Annotated in this window: 34 protein-coding genes; 28 read left to right on the forward strand and 6 right to left on the reverse strand. The window is 68.1% G+C overall.

Annotation, left to right across the window (positions count from 1 at the left end; all coding sequences use genetic code 11):
- Positions 1-10 precede the first annotated feature (10 nt).
- The 5 genes from RBJ65_RS02350 (at position 11) to tuf (ending at position 5,150) form a co-directional block, all read left to right on the forward strand.
- Complete coding sequence (locus RBJ65_RS02350; RefSeq protein ID WP_306320954.1) at positions 11-535, forward strand: DUF1707 and DUF4190 domain-containing protein; 525 nt, start codon at positions 11-13, stop codon at positions 533-535.
- A 258-nt stretch (positions 536-793) separates the two neighbouring features.
- Positions 794-1,165: a 30S ribosomal protein S12 gene (rpsL, locus tag RBJ65_RS02355; RefSeq protein WP_003948652.1), complete on the forward strand. Its 372-nt coding sequence runs from the start codon at positions 794-796 to the stop codon at positions 1,163-1,165.
- Positions 1,166-1,167: 2 nt separating this feature from the next.
- Positions 1,168-1,638: a 30S ribosomal protein S7 gene (rpsG, locus tag RBJ65_RS02360; RefSeq protein WP_111663838.1), complete on the forward strand. Its 471-nt coding sequence runs from the start codon at positions 1,168-1,170 to the stop codon at positions 1,636-1,638.
- Between the two features lie 39 nt (positions 1,639-1,677).
- Positions 1,678-3,804, forward strand: a complete 2,127-nt coding sequence (gene fusA / locus RBJ65_RS02365; RefSeq protein ID WP_306320955.1) for an elongation factor G — start codon at positions 1,678-1,680, stop codon at positions 3,802-3,804.
- A gap of 152 nt (positions 3,805-3,956) precedes the next feature.
- Positions 3,957-5,150, forward strand: coding sequence for an elongation factor Tu (gene tuf / locus RBJ65_RS02370; RefSeq protein WP_306320956.1), 1,194 nt, complete (start codon positions 3,957-3,959; stop codon positions 5,148-5,150).
- A gap of 138 nt (positions 5,151-5,288) precedes the next feature.
- On the opposite strand, the gene RBJ65_RS02375 is transcribed toward tuf, so the two are convergent.
- The 3 genes from RBJ65_RS02375 to RBJ65_RS02385 all read right to left on the reverse strand — a co-directional run bounded on the left by RBJ65_RS02375 (position 5,289) and on the right by RBJ65_RS02385 (position 8,507).
- Entirely contained in the window at positions 5,289-6,632 is a 1,344-nt protein-coding gene (locus tag RBJ65_RS02375; protein WP_306320957.1) for a Fic family protein, read from the reverse strand.
- Between the two features lie 232 nt (positions 6,633-6,864).
- Positions 6,865-7,818, reverse strand: coding sequence for a helix-turn-helix domain-containing protein (locus RBJ65_RS02380; RefSeq protein ID WP_306320958.1), 954 nt, complete (start codon positions 7,816-7,818; stop codon positions 6,865-6,867).
- A gap of 143 nt (positions 7,819-7,961) precedes the next feature.
- Positions 7,962-8,507 (reverse strand): ATP-binding protein, encoded by a 546-nt coding sequence (locus tag RBJ65_RS02385; RefSeq protein ID WP_306320959.1) that lies wholly within the window; start codon positions 8,505-8,507, stop codon positions 7,962-7,964.
- A 170-nt stretch (positions 8,508-8,677) separates the two neighbouring features.
- Between RBJ65_RS02385 and RBJ65_RS02390 the strand changes: the two genes are divergently transcribed.
- Entirely contained in the window at positions 8,678-9,544 is an 867-nt protein-coding gene (locus RBJ65_RS02390; protein WP_372341353.1) for a helix-turn-helix domain-containing protein, read from the forward strand.
- Positions 9,541-9,741, forward strand: a complete 201-nt coding sequence (locus RBJ65_RS02395) for a DUF397 domain-containing protein (protein ID WP_306320960.1) — start codon at positions 9,541-9,543, stop codon at positions 9,739-9,741. The genes RBJ65_RS02390 and RBJ65_RS02395 overlap by 4 nt, the downstream gene beginning before the upstream one ends.
- Here the strand turns inward: RBJ65_RS02395 and RBJ65_RS02400 are convergent.
- The 3 genes from RBJ65_RS02400 to RBJ65_RS02410 all read right to left on the reverse strand — a co-directional run bounded on the left by RBJ65_RS02400 (position 9,722) and on the right by RBJ65_RS02410 (position 14,321).
- Positions 9,722-11,707: a PIG-L family deacetylase gene (locus RBJ65_RS02400; protein ID WP_306320961.1), complete on the reverse strand. Its 1,986-nt coding sequence runs from the start codon at positions 11,705-11,707 to the stop codon at positions 9,722-9,724. The two genes, RBJ65_RS02395 and RBJ65_RS02400, sit on opposite strands and share 20 nt — an antisense overlap.
- Positions 11,708-11,935: 228 nt before the next feature.
- Positions 11,936-13,312, reverse strand: a complete 1,377-nt coding sequence (locus RBJ65_RS02405) for a trypsin-like serine protease (RefSeq protein WP_306320962.1) — start codon at positions 13,310-13,312, stop codon at positions 11,936-11,938.
- 64 nt (positions 13,313-13,376) lie between these two features.
- Positions 13,377-14,321: a LysR family transcriptional regulator gene (locus tag RBJ65_RS02410; protein WP_306320963.1), complete on the reverse strand. Its 945-nt coding sequence runs from the start codon at positions 14,319-14,321 to the stop codon at positions 13,377-13,379.
- A 526-nt stretch (positions 14,322-14,847) separates the two neighbouring features.
- On the opposite strand from RBJ65_RS02410, the gene rpsJ reads away from it, so the two are divergent.
- The 21 genes from rpsJ to rplO all read left to right on the forward strand — a co-directional run bounded on the left by rpsJ (position 14,848) and on the right by rplO (position 24,621).
- Positions 14,848-15,156 (forward strand): 30S ribosomal protein S10, encoded by a 309-nt coding sequence (gene rpsJ / locus RBJ65_RS02415; protein WP_003948644.1) that lies wholly within the window; start codon positions 14,848-14,850, stop codon positions 15,154-15,156.
- A gap of 17 nt (positions 15,157-15,173) precedes the next feature.
- Positions 15,174-15,818: a 50S ribosomal protein L3 gene (gene rplC / locus RBJ65_RS02420; protein ID WP_306320964.1), complete on the forward strand. Its 645-nt coding sequence runs from the start codon at positions 15,174-15,176 to the stop codon at positions 15,816-15,818.
- 8 nt (positions 15,819-15,826) lie between these two features.
- Entirely contained in the window at positions 15,827-16,480 is a 654-nt protein-coding gene (gene rplD, locus RBJ65_RS02425; RefSeq protein ID WP_306320965.1) for a 50S ribosomal protein L4, read from the forward strand.
- Positions 16,480-16,899, forward strand: coding sequence for a 50S ribosomal protein L23 (gene rplW / locus RBJ65_RS02430; protein WP_306320966.1), 420 nt, complete (start codon positions 16,480-16,482; stop codon positions 16,897-16,899). The genes rplD and rplW overlap by 1 nt, the downstream gene beginning before the upstream one ends.
- Before the next feature lie 38 nt (positions 16,900-16,937).
- Positions 16,938-17,774, forward strand: a complete 837-nt coding sequence (gene rplB / locus RBJ65_RS02435) for a 50S ribosomal protein L2 (protein WP_306320967.1) — start codon at positions 16,938-16,940, stop codon at positions 17,772-17,774.
- A gap of 12 nt (positions 17,775-17,786) precedes the next feature.
- The gene (gene rpsS / locus RBJ65_RS02440) at positions 17,787-18,068 is read left to right on the forward strand and encodes a 30S ribosomal protein S19 (protein ID WP_018528354.1); all 282 of its coding nucleotides are present in this window, start codon (positions 17,787-17,789) and stop codon (positions 18,066-18,068) included.
- Between the two features lie 42 nt (positions 18,069-18,110).
- Positions 18,111-18,458, forward strand: a complete 348-nt coding sequence (rplV, locus tag RBJ65_RS02445; protein WP_306320968.1) for a 50S ribosomal protein L22 — start codon at positions 18,111-18,113, stop codon at positions 18,456-18,458.
- Positions 18,458-19,294, forward strand: coding sequence for a 30S ribosomal protein S3 (gene rpsC / locus RBJ65_RS02450; protein ID WP_306320969.1), 837 nt, complete (start codon positions 18,458-18,460; stop codon positions 19,292-19,294). The genes rplV and rpsC overlap by 1 nt, the downstream gene beginning before the upstream one ends.
- 5 nt (positions 19,295-19,299) lie before the next feature.
- Positions 19,300-19,719, forward strand: coding sequence for a 50S ribosomal protein L16 (gene rplP / locus RBJ65_RS02455; RefSeq protein WP_306320970.1), 420 nt, complete (start codon positions 19,300-19,302; stop codon positions 19,717-19,719).
- On the forward strand, positions 19,719-19,943 hold the full coding sequence (rpmC, locus tag RBJ65_RS02460) for a 50S ribosomal protein L29 (protein ID WP_017949657.1): 225 nt from the start codon (positions 19,719-19,721) through the stop codon (positions 19,941-19,943). Before rplP ends, rpmC begins: the two co-directional genes overlap by 1 nt.
- Positions 19,943-20,227, forward strand: coding sequence for a 30S ribosomal protein S17 (gene rpsQ, locus RBJ65_RS02465; protein WP_266713085.1), 285 nt, complete (start codon positions 19,943-19,945; stop codon positions 20,225-20,227). Before rpmC ends, rpsQ begins: the two co-directional genes overlap by 1 nt.
- A 105-nt stretch (positions 20,228-20,332) precedes the next feature.
- Entirely contained in the window at positions 20,333-20,701 is a 369-nt protein-coding gene (gene rplN / locus RBJ65_RS02470; RefSeq protein ID WP_003974257.1) for a 50S ribosomal protein L14, read from the forward strand.
- Positions 20,702-20,703: 2 nt separating this feature from the next.
- Complete coding sequence (rplX, locus tag RBJ65_RS02475; RefSeq protein WP_306320971.1) at positions 20,704-21,027, forward strand: 50S ribosomal protein L24; 324 nt, start codon at positions 20,704-20,706, stop codon at positions 21,025-21,027.
- Positions 21,027-21,584 (forward strand): 50S ribosomal protein L5, encoded by a 558-nt coding sequence (gene rplE, locus RBJ65_RS02480; RefSeq protein ID WP_306320972.1) that lies wholly within the window; start codon positions 21,027-21,029, stop codon positions 21,582-21,584. Before rplX ends, rplE begins: the two co-directional genes overlap by 1 nt.
- Positions 21,585-21,589: 5 nt before the next feature.
- A complete protein-coding gene (locus RBJ65_RS02485; RefSeq protein WP_003948630.1) occupies positions 21,590-21,775 on the forward strand; it encodes a type Z 30S ribosomal protein S14 in 186 nt (61 codons plus the stop codon).
- Positions 21,776-21,986: 211 nt separating this feature from the next.
- Positions 21,987-22,385, forward strand: coding sequence for a 30S ribosomal protein S8 (rpsH, locus tag RBJ65_RS02490; RefSeq protein ID WP_306320973.1), 399 nt, complete (start codon positions 21,987-21,989; stop codon positions 22,383-22,385).
- A gap of 25 nt (positions 22,386-22,410) precedes the next feature.
- On the forward strand, positions 22,411-22,950 hold the full coding sequence (rplF, locus tag RBJ65_RS02495) for a 50S ribosomal protein L6 (RefSeq protein WP_306320974.1): 540 nt from the start codon (positions 22,411-22,413) through the stop codon (positions 22,948-22,950).
- A 3-nt stretch (positions 22,951-22,953) separates the two neighbouring features.
- A complete protein-coding gene (gene rplR / locus RBJ65_RS02500) occupies positions 22,954-23,337 on the forward strand; it encodes a 50S ribosomal protein L18 (protein ID WP_018528362.1) in 384 nt (127 codons plus the stop codon).
- 41 nt (positions 23,338-23,378) lie between these two features.
- On the forward strand, positions 23,379-23,981 hold the full coding sequence (rpsE, locus tag RBJ65_RS02505) for a 30S ribosomal protein S5 (protein WP_306320975.1): 603 nt from the start codon (positions 23,379-23,381) through the stop codon (positions 23,979-23,981).
- A complete protein-coding gene (rpmD, locus tag RBJ65_RS02510; RefSeq protein ID WP_306320976.1) occupies positions 23,981-24,163 on the forward strand; it encodes a 50S ribosomal protein L30 in 183 nt (60 codons plus the stop codon). Before rpsE ends, rpmD begins: the two co-directional genes overlap by 1 nt.
- Positions 24,164-24,165: 2 nt before the next feature.
- Positions 24,166-24,621, forward strand: coding sequence for a 50S ribosomal protein L15 (gene rplO, locus RBJ65_RS02515; protein WP_306320977.1), 456 nt, complete (start codon positions 24,166-24,168; stop codon positions 24,619-24,621).
- Positions 24,622-24,697: the final 76 nt, after the last annotated feature.

The raw sequence follows: 24,697 nt of genomic DNA on the forward strand, positions 1-24,697 counted from the left end.
GAGTGGTCTCGTGTCGAATCCGCAGTGGCAGCCGGCTCCGTGGCCCGGACAGCAGCCGTCCATGCTGGCCGCGCACGCCGACCGGGAGCGCGCGGTCGACGTGCTGCGTGCGGGGTTCGCCGAGGGGCGGTTGCAGCAGGGCGAGTACGAGCGGCGGATCGAGCGGGCCTATGGGGCGCGCACCGTGGGGGAGTTGACGAGTCTCGTCGCCGACCTGCCGCAGGGGCCCACGCCTCAGCAGCAGCTGCCGATGCCGATGATGGGCGTGCCCCGGACGTTCCTGCCGCCGCCTCCGCCCACCAATGGCAAGGCCGTCGGGGCGCTGGTCTGCGGTGTCGGCACGTTCTTCTCGATGGGCGGCACCGCGCTGCCCGCGGTGATCCTGGGGCACATGGCCCGCAAGGAGATCCGGGAGCGGGGCGATTCCGGGGACGGGATGGCGGTCGGCGGGCTCGTGCTCGGGTGGCTGGCCATCGCGGGGTGGGCGCTGTTCATCACCGCGATGATCATTGCCGGGGCCAGCGGCGAGGGGTGACCGCGCCCGGCGTGTCCTGGCTCCGGGGTATTTGTTTTGACCACAGCGTATGAGATAGGTACGCTCAGACCTTGTGCCTGGGGTGTGCCTGGGCTCGTGTGCGTGTCAACAGCCGCACGGCGAGTCCGATCATGGCCACCGCAATCTGCCGCCTTCCCGCCTTCGGTGGGGGTCTGCAGCATTCGACACACCCGACCGCGTGGGTCGGGAAAGTTCCAGGTTAGCTTTACTACTCGGCACACAGAAACCGGAGAAGTAGTGCCTACGATCCAGCAGCTGGTCCGGAAGGGCCGGCAGGACAAGGTCGAGAAGAACAAGACGCCCGCACTCGAGGGTTCGCCCCAGCGCCGTGGCGTCTGCACGCGTGTGTTCACGACCACCCCGAAGAAGCCGAACTCGGCCCTCCGTAAGGTCGCGCGTGTGCGTCTGACCAGCGGCATCGAGGTCACGGCCTACATTCCGGGTGAGGGACACAACCTGCAGGAGCACTCCATCGTGCTCGTGCGCGGTGGCCGTGTGAAGGACCTGCCCGGTGTTCGCTACAAGATCATCCGCGGTTCGCTTGACACCCAGGGTGTCAAGAACCGCAAGCAGGCCCGCAGCCGCTACGGCGCCAAGAAGGAGAAGTAAGAATGCCTCGTAAGGGCCCCGCCCCGAAGCGCCCGGTCATCATCGACCCGGTCTACGGTTCTCCTCTGGTGACCTCCCTCATCAACAAGGTGCTGCTGAACGGCAAGCGCTCCACCGCCGAGCGCATCGTGTACGGCGCCATGGAGGGCCTGCGTGAGAAGTCGGGCAACGACCCGGTCATCACGCTCAAGCGCGCGCTCGAGAACATCAAGCCGACCCTCGAGGTCAAGTCCCGCCGTGTCGGTGGCGCGACCTACCAGGTTCCGGTTGAGGTCAAGCCCGGCCGCGCCAACACCCTCGCGCTCCGCTGGCTCGTCGGCTACTCGCGCGCTCGCCGCGAGAAGACGATGACCGAGCGTCTGATGAACGAGCTGCTCGACGCCTCCAACGGCCTCGGCGCAGCCGTGAAGAAGCGCGAGGACACGCACAAGATGGCCGAGTCCAACAAGGCCTTCGCGCACTACCGCTGGTAGTCGCAACCCACATCGAGACCGAGAGAAGACTGAAGCCTTATGGCTACCACTTCGCTTGACCTGGCCAAGGTGCGCAACATCGGCATCATGGCCCACATCGACGCGGGCAAGACGACCACCACCGAGCGGATCCTGTTCTACACCGGCGTTTCGTACAAGATCGGTGAGGTCCACGACGGCGCCGCCACGATGGACTGGATGGAGCAGGAGCAGGAGCGTGGCATCACGATCACGTCCGCTGCCACCACCTGCCACTGGCCGCTCGAGAACAACGACTACACGATCAACATCATCGACACCCCGGGGCACGTCGACTTCACCGTTGAGGTGGAGCGCTCCCTGCGTGTGCTCGATGGTGCCGTGACGGTGTTCGACGGTGTGGCCGGTGTCGAGCCGCAGTCCGAGACGGTGTGGCGTCAGGCCGACCGTTACGGCGTGCCGCGCATCTGCTTCGTCAACAAGCTGGACCGTACCGGCGCCGAGTTCCACCGCTGCGTGGACATGATCTCGGACCGCCTGGGCGCCCAGCCGCTCGTCATGCAGCTCCCCATCGGGGCCGAGGCCGACTTCCAGGGTGTCGTCGACCTCGTCACGATGAAGGCGTACGTCTGGTCGGCCGAGGCCGCCAAGGGCGAGGCCTACGACACCGTCGAGATCCCCGACACGCACAAGGAGGCGGCGGACGAGTACCGCGGCAAGCTCCTTGAGGCCGTCGCGGAGAACGACGAGGACATGATGGAGCTGTACCTGGAGGGCACCGAGCCCACCGTGGAGCAGCTGTACGCCGCGATCCGTCGCATCACCATCGCGTCCGGCAAGTCCGCCGACACGACCGTCACCCCGGTCTTCTGCGGTACCGCGTTCAAGAACAAGGGCGTTCAGCCCCTGCTCGACGCGGTCGTGCGCTACCTGCCGACCCCCCTTGACGTCGACTCCATCGAGGGTCACGACGTGAAGGACCCGGAGAAGGTCATCGCGCGCAAGCCGTCCGAGGACGAGCCGCTGGCGGCCCTCGCGTTCAAGATCGCGAGCGACCCGCACCTCGGCAAGCTCACCTTCATCCGGGTTTACTCGGGTCGCCTGGAGGCCGGCACCGCGGTGCTGAACTCCGTCAAGGGCAAGAAGGAGCGCATCGGCAAGATCTACCGCATGCACGCCAACAAGCGTGAGGAGATCGCGTCGGTGGGCGCCGGTGACATCGTCGCCGTCATGGGCCTGAAGCAGACCACCACCGGTGAGACGCTGTCCGACGACAAGAACCCGGTCATCCTGGAGTCCATGGACTTCCCGGCGCCGGTCATTCAGGTCGCCATCGAGCCCAAGTCCAAGGGTGACCAGGAGAAGCTGGGTGTCGCCATCCAGCGTCTCGCGGAGGAGGACCCCTCCTTCCAGGTGCACTCGGACGAGGAGACCGGCCAGACCATCATCGGTGGTATGGGCGAGCTCCACCTCGACGTCCTTGTCGACCGCATGAAGCGGGAGTTCAAGGTCGAGGCCAACGTCGGCAAGCCGCAGGTCGCGTACCGCGAGACCATCCGCAAGACGGTCGAGAAGGTCGACTTCACGCACAAGAAGCAGACTGGTGGTACCGGCCAGTTCGCCAAGGTGCAGATCTCGATCGAGCCGATCGAGGGTGGCGACGCGAGCTACGAGTTCGTGAACAAGGTGACCGGTGGTCGCATCCCGAAGGAGTACATCCCTTCGGTCGACGCCGGCTGCCAGGAGGCCATGCAGTTCGGCATCCTCGCCGGTTACGAGATGACCGGTGTTCGCATCACGCTGCTCGACGGTGCCTTCCACGAGGTCGACTCCTCCGAGCTCGCCTTCAAGATCGCCGGTTCGCAGGCGTTCAAGGAGGCCGCTCGTAAGGCCGGTCCCGTGCTCCTCGAGCCGATGATGGCCGTCGAGGTCACCACGCCCGAGGACTACATGGGCGAGGTCATCGGTGACATCAACTCCCGTCGTGGCCAGGTTCAGGCCATGGAGGAGCGGATGGGCGCCCGCCTCGTCAAGGGCCTGGTCCCGCTGTCGGAGATGTTCGGCTACGTCGGAGACCTCCGCAGCAAGACGTCGGGTCGCGCGAGCTACTCGATGCAGTTCGACTCCTACGCCGAGGTTCCGCGGAACGTCGCCGAGGAGATCATCGCGAAGGCCAAGGGCGAGTAACTCACTAGAGTTCACGCTTTAGGCTTGACTCCGGAGCTCTTGGGGCATTTCCCGGCAACAGCCGCGAAATGCCCCGGGGACCCGGCTTTCCAGCAAAGATCACCTGGCGCCGATGAAGCAAGGCGTACAGAACCACTCCACAGGAGGACCCAGTGGCGAAGGCGAAGTTCGAGCGGACTAAGCCGCACGTCAACATCGGCACCATCGGTCACATTGACCACGGTAAGACGACCCTCACGGCCGCCATTACCAAGGTGCTGCACGACGCGTACCCCGACCTGAACGAGGCCTCGGCCTTCGACCAGATCGACAAGGCTCCTGAGGAGCGCCAGCGCGGTATCACGATCTCCATCGCGCACGTCGAGTACCAGACCGAGGCGCGTCACTACGCCCACGTCGACTGCCCGGGTCACGCGGACTACATCAAGAACATGATCACGGGTGCCGCGCAGATGGACGGCGCCATCCTCGTGGTCGCCGCCACCGACGGCCCGATGCCGCAGACCAAGGAGCACGTGCTCCTGGCCCGCCAGGTCGGCGTTCCGTACATCGTCGTCGCCCTGAACAAGGCCGACATGGTGGACGACGAGGAGATCCTGGAGCTCGTCGAGCTCGAGGTCCGTGAGCTCCTCTCCGAGTACGAGTTCCCGGGCGACGACGTTCCGGTCGTCAAGGTCTCGGCGCTCAAGGCGCTCGAGGGCGACAAGGAGTGGGGCGACTCCGTCCTCAAGCTCATGCACGCCGTCGACGAGGCCATCCCGGCCCCGGAGCGCGACGTCGACAAGCCGTTCCTGATGCCGATCGAGGACGTCTTCACGATCACCGGTCGCGGTACGGTCGTCACCGGCCGCATCGAGCGTGGTGTCCTCAAGGTCAACGAGACCGTCGACATCATCGGCATCAAGCAGGACAAGACCACCACCACGGTCACCGGCATCGAGATGTTCCGCAAGCTGCTCGACGAGGGCCAGGCCGGTGAGAACGTCGGTCTCCTCCTCCGTGGCATCAAGCGCGAGGACGTCGAGCGCGGCCAGGTCATCATCAAGCCCGGTTCGGTCACGCCGCACACCGAGTTCGAGGCCCAGGCCTACATCCTGTCCAAGGACGAGGGTGGCCGCCACACGCCGTTCTTCAACAACTACCGTCCGCAGTTCTACTTCCGTACGACGGACGTGACGGGCGTTGTGACCCTCCCCGAGGGCACCGAGATGGTCATGCCGGGCGACAACACCGAGATGTCCGTCCAGCTCATCCAGCCGGTCGCCATGGAAGAGGGCCTGAAGTTCGCCATCCGTGAGGGTGGCCGGACCGTGGGCGCCGGCCAGGTCACCAAGATCAACAAGTAAGCTTCGCTTGCCTGTTGGGTCTGGCGAGTCCCTTTGGGGGCTTGAGGCCTGGTAGCTCCTAGAGCACCTGCTCCTAGAGCACCTGAGAGGGCCCGTACGACTTCGGTCGTGCGGGCCCTTTCTGCATGTGTGGGCAGCTCAGGCGGAGCCGCGCAGTCGCCGTTCCAGGTCGGGTGCGGCGTGCCAGACGAAGGCCTTGCCGATGCGGTGCTTGACGAGCAGCCCTCGCTCTTCCAGGTCGGTCAGGTCGCGGCGCGCGGTCTCGTAGACCACGTTGTGGGACGTCTTGTGGGACTGCGCGGTCACGTCCGCGTCCGGGTGCTTGAGTACGTGGCCGAGCAGCGCGCTCTGCCGGTGGTTGAACGCCATCGCCGGGTCGGTCAGGCGGTGTTGGAGGTCTCGGGTCTCCTGGGACTTGCGGGCCAGATACTCGTGGAGCCGCGTGATGGAGCGTCGTAGGACGTCGAGCTGGTGGATGTGGAAGTACGTCAGGTCTCCCGCGTCGTCCTCGGTGTAGAGGTAGGCGCGCGCGTACCGGGCGGGTGCCTGCTTGATGATCGGGGAGATCGCGACGAACTCCGTCAGCCAGTACCCCTGGTTCAGCATCGACCAGTAGAAGAGGGCTCGGGCGGTGCGGCCGTTGCCGTCCGCGAAGGGGTGGTCGTAGCCGAGCATGAAGTGCAGGGTGATGGCGCGCAGAACCGGTGGGACGAAGGTGTCGTCGAGTTCTCCGTTGGCGAAGGCGCACAACCGCTCCATGCGCTCGGGAAGTTGCTCGGCGGGCGGTGGGGTGTGCAGGGCGAGGCCGGTGTCGGCGAACACGCCGATGCGCTCCTCGTGGGGCAGCTGGAAGCGGCCCGCGGAGTCCGGGTTGTCCAGCGTGCTCTCTGTCACCACGCGGTGGATCTCGCGGACGAGGTCGGGGGTCAGCTTTTCGCCCCGCAGGTCCCCGATCATGCGCATCGCCGCGTAGTTGTTGGCGATCATGCGTTCGTCGCGGGTGCGGGGGCTGCGGCCGGCGCGGAGCATCTCCTTGGCGACGCGCCGGGTCGTCGAAGCGCCTTCCAGCTGGCTGGAGTTGATCGCTTCCTCGATGAGGGAGCTGATCAGGTACTCGTCCCGGCTCGCGGGGTTCACGGACGGGGTACTGGCCGCGATCTTGCCGCTGGCGTCCCTGGTGATGTCCTCCAGCGCCTTGAGGACGACGTCCGGGAGCGCGAAGGTGAAGGGTCGCCCTTCGATGTCGGTGAGCGGGAGCCGGCGGAGCATTCCCTGGCGGGCGAGCTTGATCTTGGCCCACCACTCTTCGAGGGTCAGGCCCTCCGGGGGCGTCTTGAAGCGGACCCGGTCCCAGGGCAGGTAGGGGGCGGTGGGGCCGTCACCGGGGCTCGTCGGAAGGATCAGCCGCATCTTGGCGGGGTCGTCCGTCGAGAGTCGCTGCCAGACGCTGTTGACGTCGGGCGGGGGAGCGGGGCGCTTCATGGGGTCCGCCTGCCTGTGAGTGCTGGATGCGATCTACCTGATCCACCCGATCTACCAGTCACCTACTAATTTCTACCAGATTAGTAGATCGAGCGATTGCTGTCTCTCCAGTGGCCACAGTGGCCCGCCCTCGGGTGTCTACTACTGGTCTACTCATTGCTGCTGGATTAGTAGATCCGCCCGGCCCGGGAGGTGGCCGCTCGCCGAGCCGCCCTGGCGCGCCGGCGTATGGCTACCGTTCTGTACTGGCCGCCGGTCGCGGGGCGGCGGCGCCCGGGGAATCCGGGACTTGCCCAGCCGCCTTGCACGCCGGGCACTCGCCCGGTTCGGGTCCCCGGTAGGCGTGGTCGCAGGTGTCGCAGTTGCGGAGGGGGTGGCGTACGGGTGGGGCGGTGGACGGGGCGGGGATGGGCGGTGGAGGGGGCAGTAGGGCTGTCAGTCGGTGGGCGAGCAGTGCGGCGGGGCGGCGCAGTGGCTGCGGGAGGTTGCTGGTGAGGGCGAGGCGTACGGCGGTGGGGGTGGCCTCGCGTTCCAGCCAGGTGGCGACGCCGGGGGCGAGGCGGGCGGTGTCCTCGGCGGAGAGCAGCAGGACCGGTTCGCGGCGGTGCAGGGTGGTGAGCAGGTCGGTGGCCTGTTGGAGGAGGGCGGGGGAGGCGGACGCCGGGTGCGGTACGGCCAGCGGTTTCGGGGGCTTCGAGGGCTGCGGGGGCTTCGAGGGCTCAGGGGACTTAGAGGGCTCAGAGGGCTTCGGGGGGTGCTGCTCGCGGGCCGGGTGGTCGGGTTCGGTGGCGGCCGGTGCGGCGGCGGCGCGGCGGTGGCCGGGTCGGTTGCAGGAGACGGTGCGGGTGGCGATGCGGCCGCCCGGCAGGCGGTGGCGTTCGCGGCGCAGGAAGCCGTGGGTCTCAAGTTGGTCGAGCGCGGCGGCGATTCGGTCCCGGCCCTCGTCGTCGGACTGGGCGGCGAGCGTACGGATGTCGACGAGGGAGCCCGCGGGCAGCGACTGGATGTGCACGGAGATGCCGATCGCGGTGAAGGACAGCCCGCGGTGCTGGGCGAGGTCGTTGCCGATGACCGTGAAGCGGCTGGTCAGGCGGATGTTCTCGTGGATCACGCCGGAGGTGGGGTGGCCGTTCCCGGCAGTGCGGGACTCGGCGCGCGCGGGCGCGCTAGGGTGCTGGGTATCCATCGGGAAGAGCTCCAGTCTTCCTTGGTGGTCAGGCCCCCGCATTGGGATTGCAGTCCCGGCGGGGGCCGTCGCATATCTGCGGTTGTGTGTGGCGTGAGCGTAGGACGGGGAACTGGGCGCTGCGCAAGTCGAGTTGGCGATGTTCACCCGACCGAGTGGCCGTCGCGGCGGGAGGTGGGGAGGGGCTTGGTCTGGGTCCTTTTCTCCCCGTCGTTCTTTGTGGGGTGATCGGCCGTGGCACCGGCGTACGGGTTTCCGGGCGCCGGTGACGGGAGGTCGATCTCCGCCCAGACGGTCTTGCGCGGGGCGGGCCCTGCCGCCGTTCCCCAGCGGTCCGTGAGCGCTTCTACGAGGGTCAGGCCGCGGCCCGATTCGGCGTCGGGAGTGGTGGGTTGAGGGGTGGGTGGCCGGTCCGCTCGGGTGTCGGTGACTTCGATACGCAGGGTGGTGGGGGCGGCGTGGAGGTCCAGGCGGAAGTCGCGGCCGGGGAGGCGGGCGTGGGTGGCCGCGTTTGTGGCGAGTTCCGCGATGACGTGGGCGGCGAGGTCGATCGTGGCGGGTGGGAGGTCCCAGGTGCGGAGTTGTTCCGTGCCGAGGAGGCGTGCGAGGCGGGCTCCGCGTGGCGTGGGGGAAAGTTGTACGCCGAAGTGGCGGGTGGGGGTGGGAAGTTGGACCAGTTCCTGGTTCATGTCACCCAGCGTGGTCGTTGCTGCTTAGCGTGAGCCACGACATGCCGTGCGTGTGCGGTGACTGTCCGGAGTTTGTCCGGTGCTGTCCGGGCTGTCCGGCGGGCCGCTCGGGTAGGGCGGGCGGTGTGTGACCGGCGGGGAACGTAGCGGACGGCGTGGAGGTGGCGCGGGTGGACCGGGTGGACAAGGTCGCGGAGAGTACGGACGAGCCGGGCTGGGACGTCGACCCCGACGATGAGCAGGGCGCCGCTGTCGTCGCCATGGTCGGGCGGATGATCCGGATGCGTCGCGAACAAATGGGCATGAGCGCCGGTGAGTTGGGGGCGGCCATCGGGTACGGCGAGGATCAGGTCTACAAGGTCGAGTCGGGCAAGCGGATTCCCAAGCCGGAGTTCCTGGACGGGTCGGATCGGGTGCTGGAGGCGGGCGGGTTGATCTTGGCTACCGGGGAGAGGGTGGCGGAGGTTCGGTATCCGAGGAAGGTTCGCGGGCTGGCTCGGATGGAGGCCAAGGCCATCGACCTTCAGTGGTACGGCGCCCACGACATCCACGGGCTGTTGCAGACCGAGGAATACATGCGGGCGCTGTTCGAGATGCGGCAGCCCGCGAATGACGAGGCGGGGATCGAGCGAGGCGTCGCGGGGCGGATGGCGCGGCAGGCGATCTTCGACAGGTCTCCGTCGCCCTCGCTCAGTTTCGTTCTGGAAGAGGTGACGTTGCGGCGGCCCCTCGGAGGCAGAATGGTTCTGCGTGGACAACTCGAACGTCTGCTTGACGTCGGGAAGTTGCGTGCCGTCTCGCTCCAGGTCATGCCGACCGACCGGGAGGAGCACGCGGGGGTGGACGGCAGTATCGAGATGCTGAGGTTCCGGGACGGATCGGCGGTGGGGCGCTCACCTGGTGTCGCGGGTGGGCGGCCCGTGGACAGCCCCGGGCAGCTCCGGGTACTTGAACTGACGTATGGCATGGTCCGGGCCCAGGCGCTTACCCCGCGAGAGTCGCTGGCCTTCATCGAGCAATTGCTGGGAGAAACATGATCCGCGAGTCCGAACTGGCCTGGTTCAAGAGCAGCTACAGCAGCAACGGCAGCGATCCCGACTGCGTCGAGGTCGCCCACGCTCCCGACACCGTCCACGTTCGCGACTCCAAGAACCCGCAGGGCCCCCGGTTCGCCGTCGGCGGTGCGGCGTGGGAGGGCTTCGTGGCGGGAGCGTTCAGGCTCGCGCCTGCGTAGGTCGCCACAGCCACGGCCTGGCGTCCGGTGACAGCCCCGCGACCGCAGGGCCGCGCGCGGTCGCGGCCAGGGCCGGGCCGTCCAGCGTGACCGGGGCCGTGGTCGGGCGCGTGGTGTGGCCTGCGTGGTGGAGCTGGACGTTGCCGTTCGTGTCGCGGCCCAAGAGGTACGTGCCCGCTGCCGTCACCGGGCCGTAGCCGGGGAAGTGCACGCGTGGGCCGCCGACGCAGAGGAGTTCGGCGGAGGCCGCCGGGCGGTAGTAGAGGCGGGGGCCGGAGGCGGCGATGGCGTCGGAGGGGGCGGGCATGGCGGCGAGGGCGGCCGGGCCGGACGGGGTCCAGTGGTGGACGGTGTCGCGGCCGGGGGCGTAGACGTGGACCTCGCCGTCGTCGTCGACCGTCGCCGTGAGGCCGTCCTGGATCGGGCCGCCGCCCAGGTCGCGCCACGCCGACCAGGTGCCGGAGTCGGCGTCGCGTACGCGGGTGCTGATGCCTTGCGACGCGTTGCGTACGAAGAGGTGGACGCGGCCGTCCGGGGCCGTCACCGCCACCGGGACGCCGATACGGCGGGCGTGGTCGGGGTCGCGTTCCGGGTTGCCGAGGCTGGTCCAGGCGCCGTGCCGGTCCAGGGTGACGATTTCGCGTACGTCGGCGGAGGCCAGGCGTAGGCCCATGACCAGGTGGCGCCCGTCCGGGAGCGTGACCGCCGTGAGGGACGGGGCCAAGGGGCCGCCGCCCAGGTCGACCGGGGCGGACCACTCGCCGTCCCGCTCCTCGTACCGGACGGCGCGCAGGCCGAGGACGCCGTACGCCGTGAGGCGGCCGTCCGGGGACGGGAGGAGCGCCAGGCGTGGGCCCGGGTAGCGGTAGTGCGTGGCGCGGACCCAGCCCTTGCGGTTGGTGAGGGGGCGGTCGCCGCCGACGTTGTAGTCGCCGCAGCCGGAGGGGTTGCCGCAGTTCCAGTCGGGGGCGGCGCCGTACGGGACGAGTTGGTCGGCTTTTGACTTGAGGACCTTTGGCGGGAGGTTCTTGGGCCAGTGGTTGTTGTAGTAGCCGCGGAAGGCGGTGGCCGCGAAAGCGGGCGGCCCGCCCCGTGCCCCCTGCGACCAGCGGATCAGCGCGGACCAGGTGAAGCAGGCGACGGCCGTGTGGTCGGCGTGGTCGGAGTAGCCGGGCTGCTCGCTGTCACGTATCTGCGTGAGCCGGTCGCTGTGCTGGATGTCCGGGTCGGGGTCGAGGGTGTGGATCAGGGTGGGCCGGTAGCGGTCGAGGAGCGCGACGAGTACGCCGACGAGGGACTCGTGGTCGTACGTCTGGACGGCGCGGAGCGGAGAGCCCACGGGGACGAGGGTGCGCAGGAGGAGGGTCCGGTCGCGCCAGAGCGCGGGGACGCCCATGTGGCCCTCCGGGGTGTGCATGCCGAGGTTGAGGTGGACCAACTCGACGCTGTGGCCCCGGTGTTGGAGGGTGTCGACCTCGACCTGGAAGCCGTTCGGGAGGCGGACGGCGGTGGTGGTCCAGCGGGTGAAGGCGGGGAGGCCGAGCTGGGTCGCGTACGCCTGGCGGAGTCCTTGGTGGCGGGCGGAGGAGTACGCCGCCTTGTCGGGGGCCGGGTCGCGGTCGGCCGGCGTCTTGTTGCGGCCGTCGGCCTCGCCCGCGGTGACGTAGACGCAGACGAGCGGGGTGCCGGCGTCGAGGGCGTGGCGGGTGTCCGGGTTCATGAAGTACAGGTCGTCGTCGGGGTGGGCGAGGACCTGGAGCAGCAGGGCGCGGTCGGCCTGGGTGGCGGGGCGGCCGCTGGCGGGGGAGGGGAGGGTGGTGCGGGGCGCGGTCGCGGGGGCGGTGCGGGCGCAGGCGGACAAGGAGCCCGCGGCGGCCAGCGCGGCGGCGCCCAGGAGTATGCCCCGGCGGGCGGTCCCTCGCCCAACTGGCTTGTCCGGCGAGGGTGTTGCGGGTCTTTCCGGCACGGCTGCGCGCACTCCGTTCGCTGCGGAGGCAGCGGTACGGGTGGTGCGCTCGCCTCTGTTCAGGTGTGGTCACCTGAACAGAGAGGCAATGCGGCGGCCGGGTTCCGGTGACCTTGGTCTCTGTCGCCGGGCCGGGTGCGTGAGGTAGTGCGCGGAACGAATCGTGGGCCCGGACCGCCGGTCGACTCCCGTCACCGGCGGTCCGGGCCCGCCCCCGTCAGGCAGTGGTCACACGCGCTGCCACAGCGCCGGAACGTTCGGCGGCTCCCAGCCCGTCTGCGCCTGGTGGCCCTGGAGACAGCGGTACGTGGCGCCGCCGTACGTCACCGTGGCCCCGGCCTGGTAGACGGTGCCCGCGGCCCAGGTGCCGCCCGGGTCGCCCGGGTCACCGGGGTCGCCCGGGTCGCCGCCGCCGGTGGTCTTCAGCGTCAGGCCGTAGTTCTGGAGGATCGGGTTGAGCGGCTGGAAGTAGGTGGTGCCGCCGCTGGTGCAGTTGCCGGAGCCGCCCGAGGTGACGCCCTGGGCCTGGCTGCCGGAGATGAACGAGCCGCCGGAGTCGCCCGGTTCGGCGCAGACCGACGTGCGGGTCACGCCCGAGATGGTGCCCTCGGGGTACGTGACGCTGGTGTTGAGCTGCTGGACCGTGCCGCAGTGCCAGCCGGTCGTGGAGCCCGAACGGCACACGGAGGAGCCGACCGGCGCCTGCGTGGAACCGGCGACCTGCACGCTCGACCCGTTCACGTAAGGCGTCGCGGTCCAGGACGAGTTGGCGGCCACCCACGCCATGTCGTTGCCCGGGAAGACCGACGCCTGGAAGGTGCCCTGCGCGACCCGGTTGGACCCGCTGGTGGGCGAGCCCGCCCGGCCGCAGTGCCCGGCCGTCGCGAAGCCCTGCGTGGTGCCGCGGGTGATCGGGAAGCCGATGGAGCAGCGGGTGGAGTTGTTGATGTAGTACGCGTCGCCGCCGCGCAGGTCGTAGAGCGGGCGCGGCTGCTCGGCCGAGGCCACGACCCGTACGAGACCGGCCTCGACGCCCGCCGCCTTCAGCAGCGCGGGCACGGCGTCGCGCCGACTCGCCTCCACGGTCAGGGAGTTGGTGGCCACATCGACGTACCAGACCGGCGTCGCCGTCGTGTCGCGGCCCTTCGCCGCCCGGTCGACTCGGCCCTTCGCGGCGTCGAGCGCGGACAGCGAGTGGCGTACGACGGTGGCCTCGGCGCCCGCCGCCTCGATGCGGGAGACGTCGGTGGCGTCGGTCGTCGCCACGGTCAGCCGCTCGGACTCGGCGCCGCGCACCCAGGCACCCGCGAAGTCACGGCCGAGCGCGAGCCGCAGCTTGCCCGCGGTGGCGCCCGCCTCGGCCTCGTTGGCCAGCCGGTGGCGGGCCTGCGCGCGGTCGAGGCCGAGGTCCCGGCGCATCGCGTCCAGCACGGCGGGCGGGGCCTCGGCGGTGCGCAGGGTGTCGGCTGCGGTGGGCGCACGGTCGGGGGCCGGGGCCGCGACCGCGGAACCGCCGAGCCCCGCGACGATCAGCGCGGCCGACGTCGTCAAGGCCGCGCACACGGCCCTCGTACGTCTGTTGTGTCTGTTACGTCCGTGGAGCATGGCGTCTCCTAGGTGTCGGGGAAGTGCCGAAACCGTAGGAGGCCCGGTCGGGCCGCATAAGACGTCATCCGACCCCGGGGGTGGGCGTTATGGAAGGCGCGGCGGCTGTACGGGCCGTGTCCGCGTGCGCCGCCCGCGCCTGCGCGAGGACGAGCGCCGCGGTGTCCGGGTGCTGGGCCCCGGGGTGCAGCCCCAGCAGATGCCGCCACAGCAGCGGGGACCCGGCGAGCGGGCGCACGGTGATCCCGGGGGTCGGCGGGAACGTGGCCCGGCACAGGCCGACCGCCCGGCCCACCTGCACCAGGTGCACGCAGGACGCGGTGTCCGTCTCGTACATGCGGCGCGGGGTGAAGCCGGCCCTGGCGCAGGCCGCCGTGAAGCAGTCCGCGAAGCAGCCGTCGCCGGGGACGGTGGCCCAGGCCCCGTCCGCGAGCCCGGCCAGGTCGACCTCGACGAACTCCGCCGCCGGATGCCCGTCCGGCAGCATCACGCAGACCGGGTCGAGGGCGATCTCCCGCCACTCCAGGTGGGCGGGGCCCGGCGGGGGAGCGGAGCCGCAGGTGCCGAGCAGGGCGAAGTCGAGCAGGCCCTGGTCCACGTGGTCCGCCAGCTCGCGCTCCGACCAGGAGGCGCGGGTCGTCACGGAGGTGTCGGGCAGCACCTCTGCCAGCCGGTCCACGAGGGCGCCGAGCAGCGGGCCGTGCGTGCCGCCGAGCCGCAGCCGCTCACCGGCGCGGGCCGCGCGGGCGAACCGGGTCGCCTCCTGCTGCAGCTCGGAGACGGCCGGGAGCACGATCCGGGCCCGCTCCAGGACCAGCTCGCCGAGGGCGGTGGCCCGCACCCCGTGCCGTCCGCGCTCGAAGAGCTCCCCGCCGAGCGCCCGCTCGATCCGCCTGAGCTGGGCACTCAGCGCCGGCTGCGCCAGACCGAGGACGCTCGCCGCCCTGGTGAGGCTGCCGGCGTCGGCGATCGCCCGGACCGTCCTGAGATGCCGCAACTCCAGCTCCATGATGGGAGCTTGAGGTGTGTGGGCAGCGGGAGCAAGAGGCTGGTACAGGCCATTGCCGACCCACAGAGGTCCTCCAGTGAACCCGCGGTGCGTGCGCGACACGGACACCCCTGGTTTGACCTTCGTCACTGAGGGGGTACTCTCTACGGCTCGATTGGCCCCCGACGTGCCCTGTGTGGCAGACTGTCGGGGTTGCTCGGTTGAGTGCCGATGCTGCGCGCCTCCCGCCGGGAGGACCGGAAGCGAGTCCCACAGTACTCGTCGCCCTATCTGTCGCCTGCGGCAGCACTGGGGCGGACGTACGGGAATCTTCCGGGAAGCTCAGCGCGGTCCCTCGGCCAGGCGCTCGGTGGGTTTCTTCCCCCGACTACATGCGGCCCCGGGCCGCAGACCCCTTAGCAGGGAAATCCATGCGGAGATTTCTGTCAGCGGGACTGCGACACGCCCGACCGCGTGGGGCGGAGGAAGTGTGAAACAGGGCCCCCGAGTTCCAGAGCGTTACGAGAGACAGGACTACTAAGTAGCCATGGCGGGACAGAAGATCCGCATCCGGCTCAAGGCCTACGACCACGAGGTCATCGACTCCTCGGCGAAGAAGATCGTCGAGACGGTGACCCGCACTGGTGCGTCGGTCGCGGGCCCGGTGCCGCTGCCTACCGAGAAGAACGTGTACTGCGTCATCAAGTCGCCGCACAAGTACAAGGACTCTCGCGAGCACTTCGAGATGCGCACGCACAAGCGCCTCATCGACATCCTCGACCCGACGCCGAAGACCGTTGACTCCCTGATGCGACTCGACCTTCCGGCCGGCGTCGACATCGAGATCAAGCTCTGAGGGCCGGTGATCTGAAGATGACTAAGCAGATCAAGGGCATCCTGGGCGAGAAGCTCGGCATGACGCAGGTGTGGGACGAGAACAACCGTGTTGTTCCGGTCACCGTCGTCAAGGCCGGTCCGAACGTCATCACCCAGGTTCGTACCAACGACGTCGACGGTTACGACTCCGTCCAGCTCGCCTTCGGCGAGATCGACCCGCGCAAGGTGAACAAGCCCCTCAAGGGCCACTTCGCGAAGGCCGACGTCACCCCCCGTCGCCACCTCGTCGAGATCCGTACCGCTGACGCCAGCGAGTACACCCTCGGCCAGGAAGTCACCGCTGAGGTGTTCGATGGCGGCGTCAAGGTCGACGTGACCGGCCAGAGCAAGGGCAAGGGCTTCGCCGGTGGCATGAAGCGGCACAACTTCAAGGGCGGCAAGGCCTCCCACGGTGCCCACCGCATCCACCGCAAGCCGGGCTCCATCGGCGGTTGCGCCACCCCCGGCCGTGTGTTCAAGGGCACCCGCATGGCGGGCCGCATGGGCAACGAGCGGGTCACCACCCAGAACCTGACCGTCCACGCCGTTGACGCGGAGAAGGGTCTGCTGCTCATCAAGGGCGCGGTTCCTGGTCCGAACGGCGGCCTCGTCCTGGTCCGTACCGCGACCAAGGGGGCCTGAGGTAACCGATGAGCACTGTTGACATCCTTTCGCCTGCTGGCGACAAGGCCGGGTCCGTCGAGCTCCCCGCGGAGATCTTCGACGTAGAGAAGGTCAGCGTTCCGCTGATCCACCAGGTCGTCGTCGCGCAGCTGGCCGCTGCCCGTCAGGGCACGCACAAGACCAAGACCCGCGGCGAAGTCCGTGGCGGTGGCAAGAAGCCGTACCGCCAGAAGGGCACCGGCCGCGCCCGTCAGGGCTCGACCCGTGCGCCGCAGTTCGCCGGCGGTGGCGTCGTCCACGGCCCCGTGCCGCGTGACTACTCGCAGCGGACCCCGAAGAAGATGAAGGCTGCCGCGCTGCGTCACGCCCTCACCGACCGGGCCCGCAACGCTCGCATCCACGTCGTCTCCGGCGTGGTCGAGGGCGAGGTCTCCACCAAGGCCGCCAAGACGCTGTTCGGCAAGATCTCGGAGCGTAAGAACGTGCTCCTGGTCGCCGAGCGCGCCGACGAGGCCGCGTGGCTCTCCGCCCGCAACCTGCCCCAGGTCCACATCCTGGAGCCGGGCCAGCTGAACACGTACGACGTTCTCGTCTCGGACGACGTGGTCTTCACCAAGGCCGCTTTCGAGTCCTTCGTGTCTGGCCCCAAGGCCGCTGACACCGAAGGGAGCGAGGCCTGATGGCTACGCGTCACCCGAGCATTGCCTCCAAGGCTGCGAAGGCCGCCAAGGTCGCGCGCGTCGCCAAGGCGAAGCGCATCGCGACCGAGGGCAAGGCCGCCGTTGAGCCGACCCCGCTGAGCAAGTCCTTCTCGGACCCGCGCGACGTCCTCGTCAAGCCGGTCGTCTCCGAGAAGTCGTACGCGCTTCTCGACGAGGGCAAGTACACGTTCATCGTGGCCCCCGGCGCCAACAAGACCCAGATCAAGCAGGCCGTCGAGACGGTCTTCTCGGTCAAGGTCACCGGCGTCAACACGATCAACCGCCAGGGCAAGCGGAAGCGTACGCGCACCGGTTTCGGCAAGCGTGCCGACACCAAGCGCGCCATCGTGACCCTCGCTGAGGGCGACCGTATCGACATCTTCGGCCAGGCCTCCTAACGGAGACCCTGGTCCGAATATCGGACGAGGACTGAGAAATGGGAATCCGCAAGTACAAGCCGACGACGCCGGGCCGCCGTGGCTCCTCCGTCGCCGACTTCGTCGAGGTAACGCGGTCCACGCCGGAGAAGTCGCTGGTCCGCCCGCTGCACAGCAAGGGCGGCCGTAACAACGCCGGTCGGATCACCGTTCGCCACCAGGGTGGCGGACACAAGCGCGCCTTCCGCGTGATCGACTTCCGTCGTCACGACAAGGACGGCGTGCCGGCGAAGGTCGCTCACATCGAGTACGACCCGAACCGCACTGCGCGCATCGCGCTCCTGCACTACGCGGACGGCGAGAAGCGCTACATCCTGGCGCCCCGCGGTCTCGCGCAGGGCTCCAAGGTGGAGAACGGCCCCAACGCCGACATCAAGCCCGGTAACAACCTGGCGCTCCGCAACATCCCGGTCGGTACCACGATCCACGCGATCGAGCTCCGTCCCGGTGGTGGCGCCAAGTTCGCCCGCTCCGCGGGTGCCTCCGTGCAGCTGCTCGCGAAGGAGGGCTCGATGGCCCACCTTCGTATGCCCTCCGGCGAGATCCGCCTGGTCGACGTGCGCTGCCGCGCCACCGTCGGCGAGGTCGGCAACGCCGAGCAGAGCAACATCAACTGGGGCAAGGCCGGCCGCATGCGCTGGAAGGGCGTCCGCCCGACCGTGCGTGGTGTCGTCATGAACCCGGTTGACCACCCGCACGGTGGTGGTGAAGGCAAGACCTCCGGTGGTCGCCACCCGGTCTCGCCGTGGGGCCAGAAGGAGGGTCGTACTCGTGATCGCAACAAGGCGAGCAACAAGTACATCGTCCGCCGCCGCAAGTCGAACAAGAAGCGCTAGGAGCGGGTTTAGATGCCGCGCAGTCTCAAGAAGGGACCCTTCGTCGACGGCCACCTCGTGAAGAAGGTGGACGCTCAGAACGAAGCCGGTTCCAAGAACGTCATCAAGACCTGGTCCCGCCGCTCGATGATCATCCCCAGCATGCTGGGGCACACGATCGCGGTGCACAACGGCAAGACCCACATCCCGGTGTTCGTCACCGAGTCGATGGTCGGCCACAAGCTCGGCGAGTTCTCGCCGACGCGCACCTTCCGGGGTCACGTCAAGGACGACCGGAAGTCGAAGCGCCGCTAAGGCGGGGTGGAATCGACTATGACTAACACCGAAGGGACAACCATGGAAGCCAGGGCCCAGGCGCGGTACATCCGCGTCACGCCCATGAAGGCCCGCCGCGTGGTGGACCTCATCCGTGGCATGGACGCCACGGAGGCTCAGGCGGTCCTGCGATTCGCCCCGCAGGCCGCAAGCCAGCCGGTGGGCAAGGTGCTCGACAGCGCCATCGCCAACGCCGCGCACAACTACGACCACACCGACGCCTCTTCGCTGTTCATCAGCGAGGCGTACGTGGACGAGGGCCCGACCCTGAAGCGGTTCCGTCCGCGCGCCCAGGGCCGTGCCTACCGGATCCGTAAGCGGACCAGCCACATCACCGTGGTCGTCAGCAGCAAGGAAGGAACCCGGTAATGGGCCAGAAGGTAAACCCGCACGGGTTCCGGCTCGGTGTCACGACCGACTTCAAGTCGCGTTGGTACGCCGACAAGCTGTACAAGGACTACGTCAAGGAAGACGTCGCCATCCGTCGGATGATGACGTCCGGCATGGAGCGCGCCGGCATCTCGAAGGTGGAGATCGAGCGCACCCGTGACCGCGTGCGTGTGGACATCCACACCGCTCGTCCCGGCATCGTCATCGGCCGCCGTGGCGCCGAGGCCGACCGCATCCGCGGTGACCTCGAGAAGCTCACGGGCAAGCAGGTCCAGCTGAACATCCTCGAGGTGAAGAGCCCGGAGACCGACGCTCAGCTGGTGGCCCAGGCCGTCGCCGAGCAGCTGTCCTCCCGCGTCTCCTTCCGTCGCGCCATGCGCAAGAGCATGCAGGGCACGATGAAGGCCGGCGCCAAGGGCATCAAGATCCAGTGTGGCGGTCGTCTCGGCGGTGCCGAGATGTCCCGTTCGGAGTTCTACCGCGAGGGCCGTGTGCCCCTGCACACGCTCCGCGCCAACGTGGACTACGGCTTCTTCGAGGCCAAGACGACCTTCGGCCGCATCGGCGTGAAGGTCTGGATCTACAAGGGCGACGTCAAGAACATCGCCGAGGTTCGCGCCGAGAACGCCGCTGCCCGCGCCGGCAACCGCCCGGCCCGTGGTGGCAACGACCGCCCGGCCCGTGGTGGCCGCGGTGGCGAGCGTGGCGGTCGCGGTCGCAAGCCGCAGCAGCAGCAGGCTCCGGCCGCCGAGGCCCCCAAGGCCGACGCGCCCGCCGCTGCCGCTCCGGCTGAGAGCACCGGAACGGAGGCCTGACCGAAATGCTGATCCCCCGTAGGGTCAAGCACCGCAAGCAGCACCACCCGAAGCGCAGCGGTATGTCCAAGGGTGGCACGCAGGTTGCGTTCGGCGAGTACGGCATCCAGGCGCTCAGCCCGGCGTACGTGACGAACCGTCAGATCGAGGCCGCTCGTATCGCCATGACGCGTCACATCAAGCGTGGCGGCAAGGTCTGGATCAACATCTACCCGGACCGCCCCCTCACCAAGAAGCCCGCCGAGACCCGCATGGGTTCCGGTAAGGGTTCGCCGGAGTGGTGGGTCGCCAACGTCAAGCCCGGACGCGTGATGTTCGAGCTGTCGTACCCCAACGAGAAGATCGCGCGAGAGGCGCTGACTCGTGCGGCGCACAAGCTGCCGATGAAGTGCAAGATCGTTAAGCGCGAGGCAGGTGAAGCGTGATGTCGGCCGGAACCAAGGCGTCCGAGCTGCGCGAGCTGGGTAACGAGGAGCTTGTCGCCAAGCTCCGCGAGGCCAAGGAAGAGCTGTTCAACCTCCGCTTCCAGGCGGCGACCGGTCAGCTCGAGAACCACGGCCGGCTCAAGGCCGTCCGCAAGGACATCGCGCGGATCTACACCCTCATGCGCGAGCGCGAGCTGGGCATCGAGACGGTGGAGAGCGCCTGATGAGCGAGAAGACTGTGACTGAAGAGACTGCCGCCCGCGGCTTCCGCAAGACCCGTGAGGGCCTTGTCGTCAGCGACAAGATGGACAAGACCGTCGTCGTCGCTGTCGAGGACCGCGTCAAGCACGCCCTGTACGGCAAGGTCATCCGCCGTACGAACAAGCTCAAGGCGCACGACGAGCAGAACGCTGCCGGCGTCGGCGACCGCGTCCTCCTGATGGAGACGCGTCCGCTGTCGGCGAGCAAGCGCTGGCGCATCGTCGAGATCCTTGAGAAGGCCAAGTAATTCTCTGAGGCATCCCTCAGAGTTCGTTCCGCCAGGCTCGGCAGGGGCCACCTCTCGTAAGAGAGACGCCCCTGCCGGGAACCGGCAGACATTCAGGAGATAGACGTGATCCAGCAGGAGTCGCGACTTCGCGTCGCCGACAACACGGGTGCGAAGGAAATCCTCACCATCCGTGTTCTCGGTGGCTCGGGTCGCCGCTACGCGGGCATCGGTGACGTCATCGTCGCCACCGTCAAGGATGCGATCCCCGGTGGCAACGTGAAGAAGGGTGACGTCGTCAAGGCGGTCATCGTTCGCACCGTCAAGGAGCGCCGTCGTCCCGACGGCTCGTACATCCGCTTCGACGAGAACGCCGCCGTCATTCTGAAGAACGACGGCGACCCTCGCGGCACCCGTATCTTCGGCCCCGTCGGCCGTGAGCTGCGCGAGAAGAAGTTCATGAAGATCATCTCGCTCGCGCCGGAGGTGCTGTAAGCATGAAGATCAAGAAGGGCGACCTGGTCCAGGTCATCACCGGTAAGGACAAGGGCAAGCAGGGCAAGGTGATTGCCGCTTACCCGCGCCAGGAGCGCGTCCTCGTCGAGGGTGTCAACCGGGTCAAGAAGCACACGAAGGCCGGCCCCACGGCCACCGGCTCGCAGGCCGGCGGCATCGTGACGACCGAGGCCCCCGTCCACGTCTCCAACGTCCAGCTGGTCGTGGAGAAGGACGGCAACAAGGTTGTCACGCGTGTCGGTTACCGCTTCGACGACGAGGGCAACAAGATCCGCGTTGCCAAGCGGACGGGTGAGGACATCTGATGACGACCACCACCACTCCGCGTCTGAAGACGAAGTACCGCGAGGAGATCACGGCGAAGCTGCAGGACGAGTTCTCGTACGAGAACGTCATGCAGATCCCCGGTCTCGTGAAGGTCGTCGTGAACATGGGTGTCGGCGACGCCGCCCGTGACTCGAAGCTCATGGACGGTGCCGTCCGTGACCTCACGACGATCACCGGCCAGAAGCCGGCCATCACCAAGGCTCGCAAGTCCATCGCGCAGTTCAAGCTGCGTGAGGGTCAGCCGATCGGTGCCCACGTCACGCTCCGTGGCGACCGCATGTGGGAGTTCCTGGACCGCACCCTGTCGCTCGCGCTGCCGCGCATCCGCGACTTCCGTGGTCTGTCCCCCAAGCAGTTCGACGGCCGTGGCAACTACACCTTCGGTCTCACCGAGCAGGTCATGTTCCACGAGATCGACCAGGACAAGATCGACCGCGTCCGGGGTATGGACATCACCGTGGTCACCACGGCGACCAACGACGACGAGGGCCGCGCCCTCCTTCGTCACCTCGGCTTCCCGTTCAAGGAGGCGTAAGCGAGATGGCGAAGAAGGCTCTTATTGCCAAGGCTGCTCGTAAGCCGAAGTTCGGTGTCCGGGGCTACACGCGCTGCCAGCGCTGCGGCCGCCCGCACTCCGTGTACCGCAAGTTCGGCCTGTGCCGCGTGTGCCTTCGTGAGATGGCTCACCGTGGCGAGCTGCCGGGCGTGACCAAGAGCTCCTGGTAGTCCCTTAGTTGGGATTGCCCGGATCTCTCGGTAAGTAGAGGGACGGCAGGGGCCCCAGCTCCCATGGCTTAGGCTAGGAGAGTTGGGCGCTTCTGCCGCCCTGACCGACTTACTACGCCGTAGGTCCCCGCGCCGCACCCGTCCCGCCCCTGTGTGGGGAGAGGGATGGCGCATACAGGAAACCCCGGCGAGAGAGGCCGAAGGCCAATTCATGACCATGACTGATCCGATCGCAGACATGCTTACGCGTCTGCGGAACGCGAACTCGGCATACCACGACACCGTGTCGATGCCGCACAGCAAGATCAAGTCGCACATCGCCGAGATCCTCCAGCAGGAGGGTTTCATCACCGGCTGGAAGGTCGAGGACGCCGAGGTCGGCAAGAACCTCGTCCTGGAGCTGAAGTTCGGCCCGAACCGTGAGCGTTCGATCGCCGGCATCAAGCGCATCTCCAAGCCGGGTCTGCGCGTTTACGCGAAGTCCACCAACCTGCCGAAGGTCCTCGGCGGCCTGGGCGTGGCGATCATCTCCACGTCGCACGGTCTCCTGACCGGCCAGCAGGCAGGCAAGAAGGGCGTGGGTGGGGAAGTCCTCGCCTACGTCTGGTAGCGGAAGGGAACAGGAGGAAACAGCTATGTCGCGTATTGGCAAGCTCCCCATCACGGTTCCCGCCGGCGTGGACGTCACCATCGACGGCCAGACGGTTTCGGTCAAGGGCCCCAAGGGTTCCCTGAGCCACACCGTTGCGGCGCCGATCGAGATCGCCAAGGGTGAGGACGGCGTCCTGAACGTCACCCGCCCCAACGAAGAGCGTGAGAACAAGGCCCTCCACGGCCTGTCCCGCACGCTGGTGGCGAACATGATCACCGGCGTGACCACGGGTTACGTGAAGAAGCTCGAGATCAGCGGTGTCGGTTACCGCGTTGTCCCGAAGGGCTCCAACCTGGAGTTCTCGCTCGGCTACAGCCACCCGATCCTGGTCGAGGCGCCCGAGGGCATCTCGTTCAAGGTCGAGGGTCCGACCAAGTTCTCGGTCGAGGGCATCGACAAGCAGAAGGTCGGCGAGGTTGCGGCCAACATCCGCAAGCTGCGCAAGCCCGACCCGTACAAGGCCAAGGGCGTCAAGTACGAAGGCGAAGTCATCCGCCGCAAGGTCGGAAAGGCGGGTAAGTAAGCCATGGCATACGGTCAGAAGATCGCTAAGGGCGACGCTTACAAGCGTGCGGCCATCAAGCGCCGCCACATCCGTATCCGTAAGCACATCTCGGGTACGGCCGAGCGCCCGCGCCTGGTCGTGACGCGTTCCAACCGCAACATCGTGGCCCAGGTCATCGACGACGTGAAGGGTCACACCCTCGCGTCGGCCTCGACCCTGGACACCTCGATCCGCGGTGGCGAGGGCGACAAGTCCGCGCAGGCCAAGTCGGTCGGCGCCCTGGTCGCCGAGCGCGCCAAGGCCGCCGGTGTCGAGGCTGTCGTGTTCGACCGTGGTGGTAACCAGTACGCCGGGCGCATCGCTGCCCTGGCGGACGCCGCCCGCGAAGCCGGACTGAAGTTCTGAGCCGGTTCCGTAGCTAGCGGAAACAGAGAGAGGTAATTCCAATGGCTGGACCCCAGCGCCGCGGTGGCGGTGCCGGTGGCGGCGAGCGGCGGGACCGGAAGGGTCGCGACGGTGGCAACGCCGCCGAGAAGACCGCGTACGTTGAGCGCGTTGTCGCGATCAACCGCGTCGCCAAGGTTGTGAAGGGTGGTCGTCGCTTCAGCTTCACTGCGCTCGTCGTAGTGGGCGACGGTGACGGCACCGTGGGTGTCGGTTACGGCAAGGCCAAGGAGGTGCCGGCCGCCATCGCCAAGGGTGTTGAGGAGGCCAAGAAGCACTTCTTCAAGGTCCCCCGTATCCAGGGCACCATCCCGCACCCGATCCAGGGTGAGAAGGCTGCCGGCGTCGTGCTGCTCAAGCCCGCGTCCCCCGGTACCGGTGTTATCGCCGGTGGCCCGGTGCGCGCCGTGCTCGAGTGCGCCGGCGTTCACGACATCCTGTCGAAGTCGCTCGGCTCCGACAACGCGATCAACATCGTGCACGCCACGGTGGAGGCCCTGCGTGGTCTGCAGCGTCCCGAGGAGATCGCGGCTCGCCGTGGTCTGCCCCTCGAGGACGTCGCTCCCGCGGCCCTGCTGCGTGCGCGTGCCGGGGCTGGTGCGTAATGGCGCAGCTCAAGATCACGCAGACGAAGTCGTACATCGGCAGCAAGCAGAACCACCGTGACACCCTGCGCTCCCTTGGTCTCAAGGGCATCCACACGCAGGTCGTCAAGGAGGACCGCCCCGAGTTCCGCGGCATGGTGCAGACCGTCCGCCACCTCGTGACGGTCGAGGAGGTCGACTGATCATGGGTGAGCAGAACCCGCTCAAGATCCACAACCTCCGTCCGGCCCCCGGCGCCAAGACCGCCAAGACCCGTGTCGGTCGTGGTGAGGCGTCGAAGGGTAAGACGGCAGGTCGCGGTACCAAGGGTACGAAGGCCCGTTACCAGGTTCCGGAGCGCTTCGAGGGTGGCCAGATGCCCCTCCACATGCGTCTCCCGAAGCTGAAGGGCTTCAAGAACCCGTTCAAGACCGAGTTCCAGGTCGTGAACCTGGACAAGCTGGCTTCGCTCTACCCCGAGGGTGGCGAGGTCACGGTCGAGGGTCTCGTCGCCAAGGGCGCCGTGCGCAAGAACAGCCTCGTCAAGGTCCTGGGCCAGGGCGAGATCTCCGTGGCGCTGCAGGTGACGGTCGACGCCGTCTCCGGCTCCGCCAAGGAGAAGATCACCGCCGCCGGCGGTACGGTCACCGAGCTCGTCTGAACCCAGACAGTGGCTCAATGACCTGAGCGATCCCATACCGGGGATGCCCCACATAAGGGGCATCCCCGGTTGGTCG

The sequence above is a fragment of the Streptomyces sp. KL109B genome, assembly GCF_030766935.1.
GTDB lineage: Bacteria > Actinomycetota > Actinomycetes > Streptomycetales > Streptomycetaceae > Streptomyces.

What these genes read in the sequence shown, in the direction of transcription:
- RBJ65_RS02485 (WP_003948630.1), top strand. Translation starts at nt 21,590, where the DNA reads ATGGCGAAGAAGGCTCTTATTGCCAAGGCTGCTCGTAAGCCGAAGTTC.
- fusA (WP_306320955.1), top strand. Translation starts at nt 1,678, where the DNA reads ATGGCTACCACTTCGCTTGACCTGGCCAAGGTGCGCAACATCGGCATC.
- rplB (WP_306320967.1), top strand. Translation starts at nt 16,938, where the DNA reads ATGGGAATCCGCAAGTACAAGCCGACGACGCCGGGCCGCCGTGGCTCC.
- rplF (WP_306320974.1), top strand. Translation starts at nt 22,411, where the DNA reads ATGTCGCGTATTGGCAAGCTCCCCATCACGGTTCCCGCCGGCGTGGAC.
- rpmD (WP_306320976.1), top strand. Translation starts at nt 23,981, where the DNA reads ATGGCGCAGCTCAAGATCACGCAGACGAAGTCGTACATCGGCAGCAAG.
- RBJ65_RS02410 (WP_306320963.1), bottom strand. Translation starts at nt 14,321, where the DNA reads ATGGAGCTGGAGTTGCGGCATCTCAGGACGGTCCGGGCGATCGCCGAC.
- RBJ65_RS02405 (WP_306320962.1), bottom strand. Translation starts at nt 13,312, where the DNA reads ATGCTCCACGGACGTAACAGACACAACAGACGTACGAGGGCCGTGTGC.
- rplW (WP_306320966.1), top strand. Translation starts at nt 16,480, where the DNA reads ATGGCTACGCGTCACCCGAGCATTGCCTCCAAGGCTGCGAAGGCCGCC.
- rplC (WP_306320964.1), top strand. Translation starts at nt 15,174, where the DNA reads ATGACTAAGCAGATCAAGGGCATCCTGGGCGAGAAGCTCGGCATGACG.
- rplE (WP_306320972.1), top strand. Translation starts at nt 21,027, where the DNA reads ATGACGACCACCACCACTCCGCGTCTGAAGACGAAGTACCGCGAGGAG.
- rpmC (WP_017949657.1), top strand. Translation starts at nt 19,719, where the DNA reads ATGTCGGCCGGAACCAAGGCGTCCGAGCTGCGCGAGCTGGGTAACGAG.
- RBJ65_RS02375 (WP_306320957.1), bottom strand. Translation starts at nt 6,632, where the DNA reads ATGAAGCGCCCCGCTCCCCCGCCCGACGTCAACAGCGTCTGGCAGCGA.
- rplD (WP_306320965.1), top strand. Translation starts at nt 15,827, where the DNA reads ATGAGCACTGTTGACATCCTTTCGCCTGCTGGCGACAAGGCCGGGTCC.
- RBJ65_RS02380 (WP_306320958.1), bottom strand. Translation starts at nt 7,818, where the DNA reads ATGGATACCCAGCACCCTAGCGCGCCCGCGCGCGCCGAGTCCCGCACT.
- rpsS (WP_018528354.1), top strand. Translation starts at nt 17,787, where the DNA reads ATGCCGCGCAGTCTCAAGAAGGGACCCTTCGTCGACGGCCACCTCGTG.
- rpsG (WP_111663838.1), top strand. Translation starts at nt 1,168, where the DNA reads ATGCCTCGTAAGGGCCCCGCCCCGAAGCGCCCGGTCATCATCGACCCG.
- rpsJ (WP_003948644.1), top strand. Translation starts at nt 14,848, where the DNA reads ATGGCGGGACAGAAGATCCGCATCCGGCTCAAGGCCTACGACCACGAG.
- rplO (WP_306320977.1), top strand. Translation starts at nt 24,166, where the DNA reads ATGGGTGAGCAGAACCCGCTCAAGATCCACAACCTCCGTCCGGCCCCC.
- rpsC (WP_306320969.1), top strand. Translation starts at nt 18,458, where the DNA reads ATGGGCCAGAAGGTAAACCCGCACGGGTTCCGGCTCGGTGTCACGACC.
- rplX (WP_306320971.1), top strand. Translation starts at nt 20,704, where the DNA reads ATGAAGATCAAGAAGGGCGACCTGGTCCAGGTCATCACCGGTAAGGAC.
- rplR (WP_018528362.1), top strand. Translation starts at nt 22,954, where the DNA reads ATGGCATACGGTCAGAAGATCGCTAAGGGCGACGCTTACAAGCGTGCG.
- rplP (WP_306320970.1), top strand. Translation starts at nt 19,300, where the DNA reads ATGCTGATCCCCCGTAGGGTCAAGCACCGCAAGCAGCACCACCCGAAG.
- rpsH (WP_306320973.1), top strand. Translation starts at nt 21,987, where the DNA reads ATGACCATGACTGATCCGATCGCAGACATGCTTACGCGTCTGCGGAAC.
- rpsQ (WP_266713085.1), top strand. Translation starts at nt 19,943, where the DNA reads ATGAGCGAGAAGACTGTGACTGAAGAGACTGCCGCCCGCGGCTTCCGC.
- RBJ65_RS02395 (WP_306320960.1), top strand. Translation starts at nt 9,541, where the DNA reads ATGATCCGCGAGTCCGAACTGGCCTGGTTCAAGAGCAGCTACAGCAGC.
- RBJ65_RS02385 (WP_306320959.1), bottom strand. Translation starts at nt 8,507, where the DNA reads ATGAACCAGGAACTGGTCCAACTTCCCACCCCCACCCGCCACTTCGGC.
- rplV (WP_306320968.1), top strand. Translation starts at nt 18,111, where the DNA reads ATGGAAGCCAGGGCCCAGGCGCGGTACATCCGCGTCACGCCCATGAAG.
- rpsE (WP_306320975.1), top strand. Translation starts at nt 23,379, where the DNA reads ATGGCTGGACCCCAGCGCCGCGGTGGCGGTGCCGGTGGCGGCGAGCGG.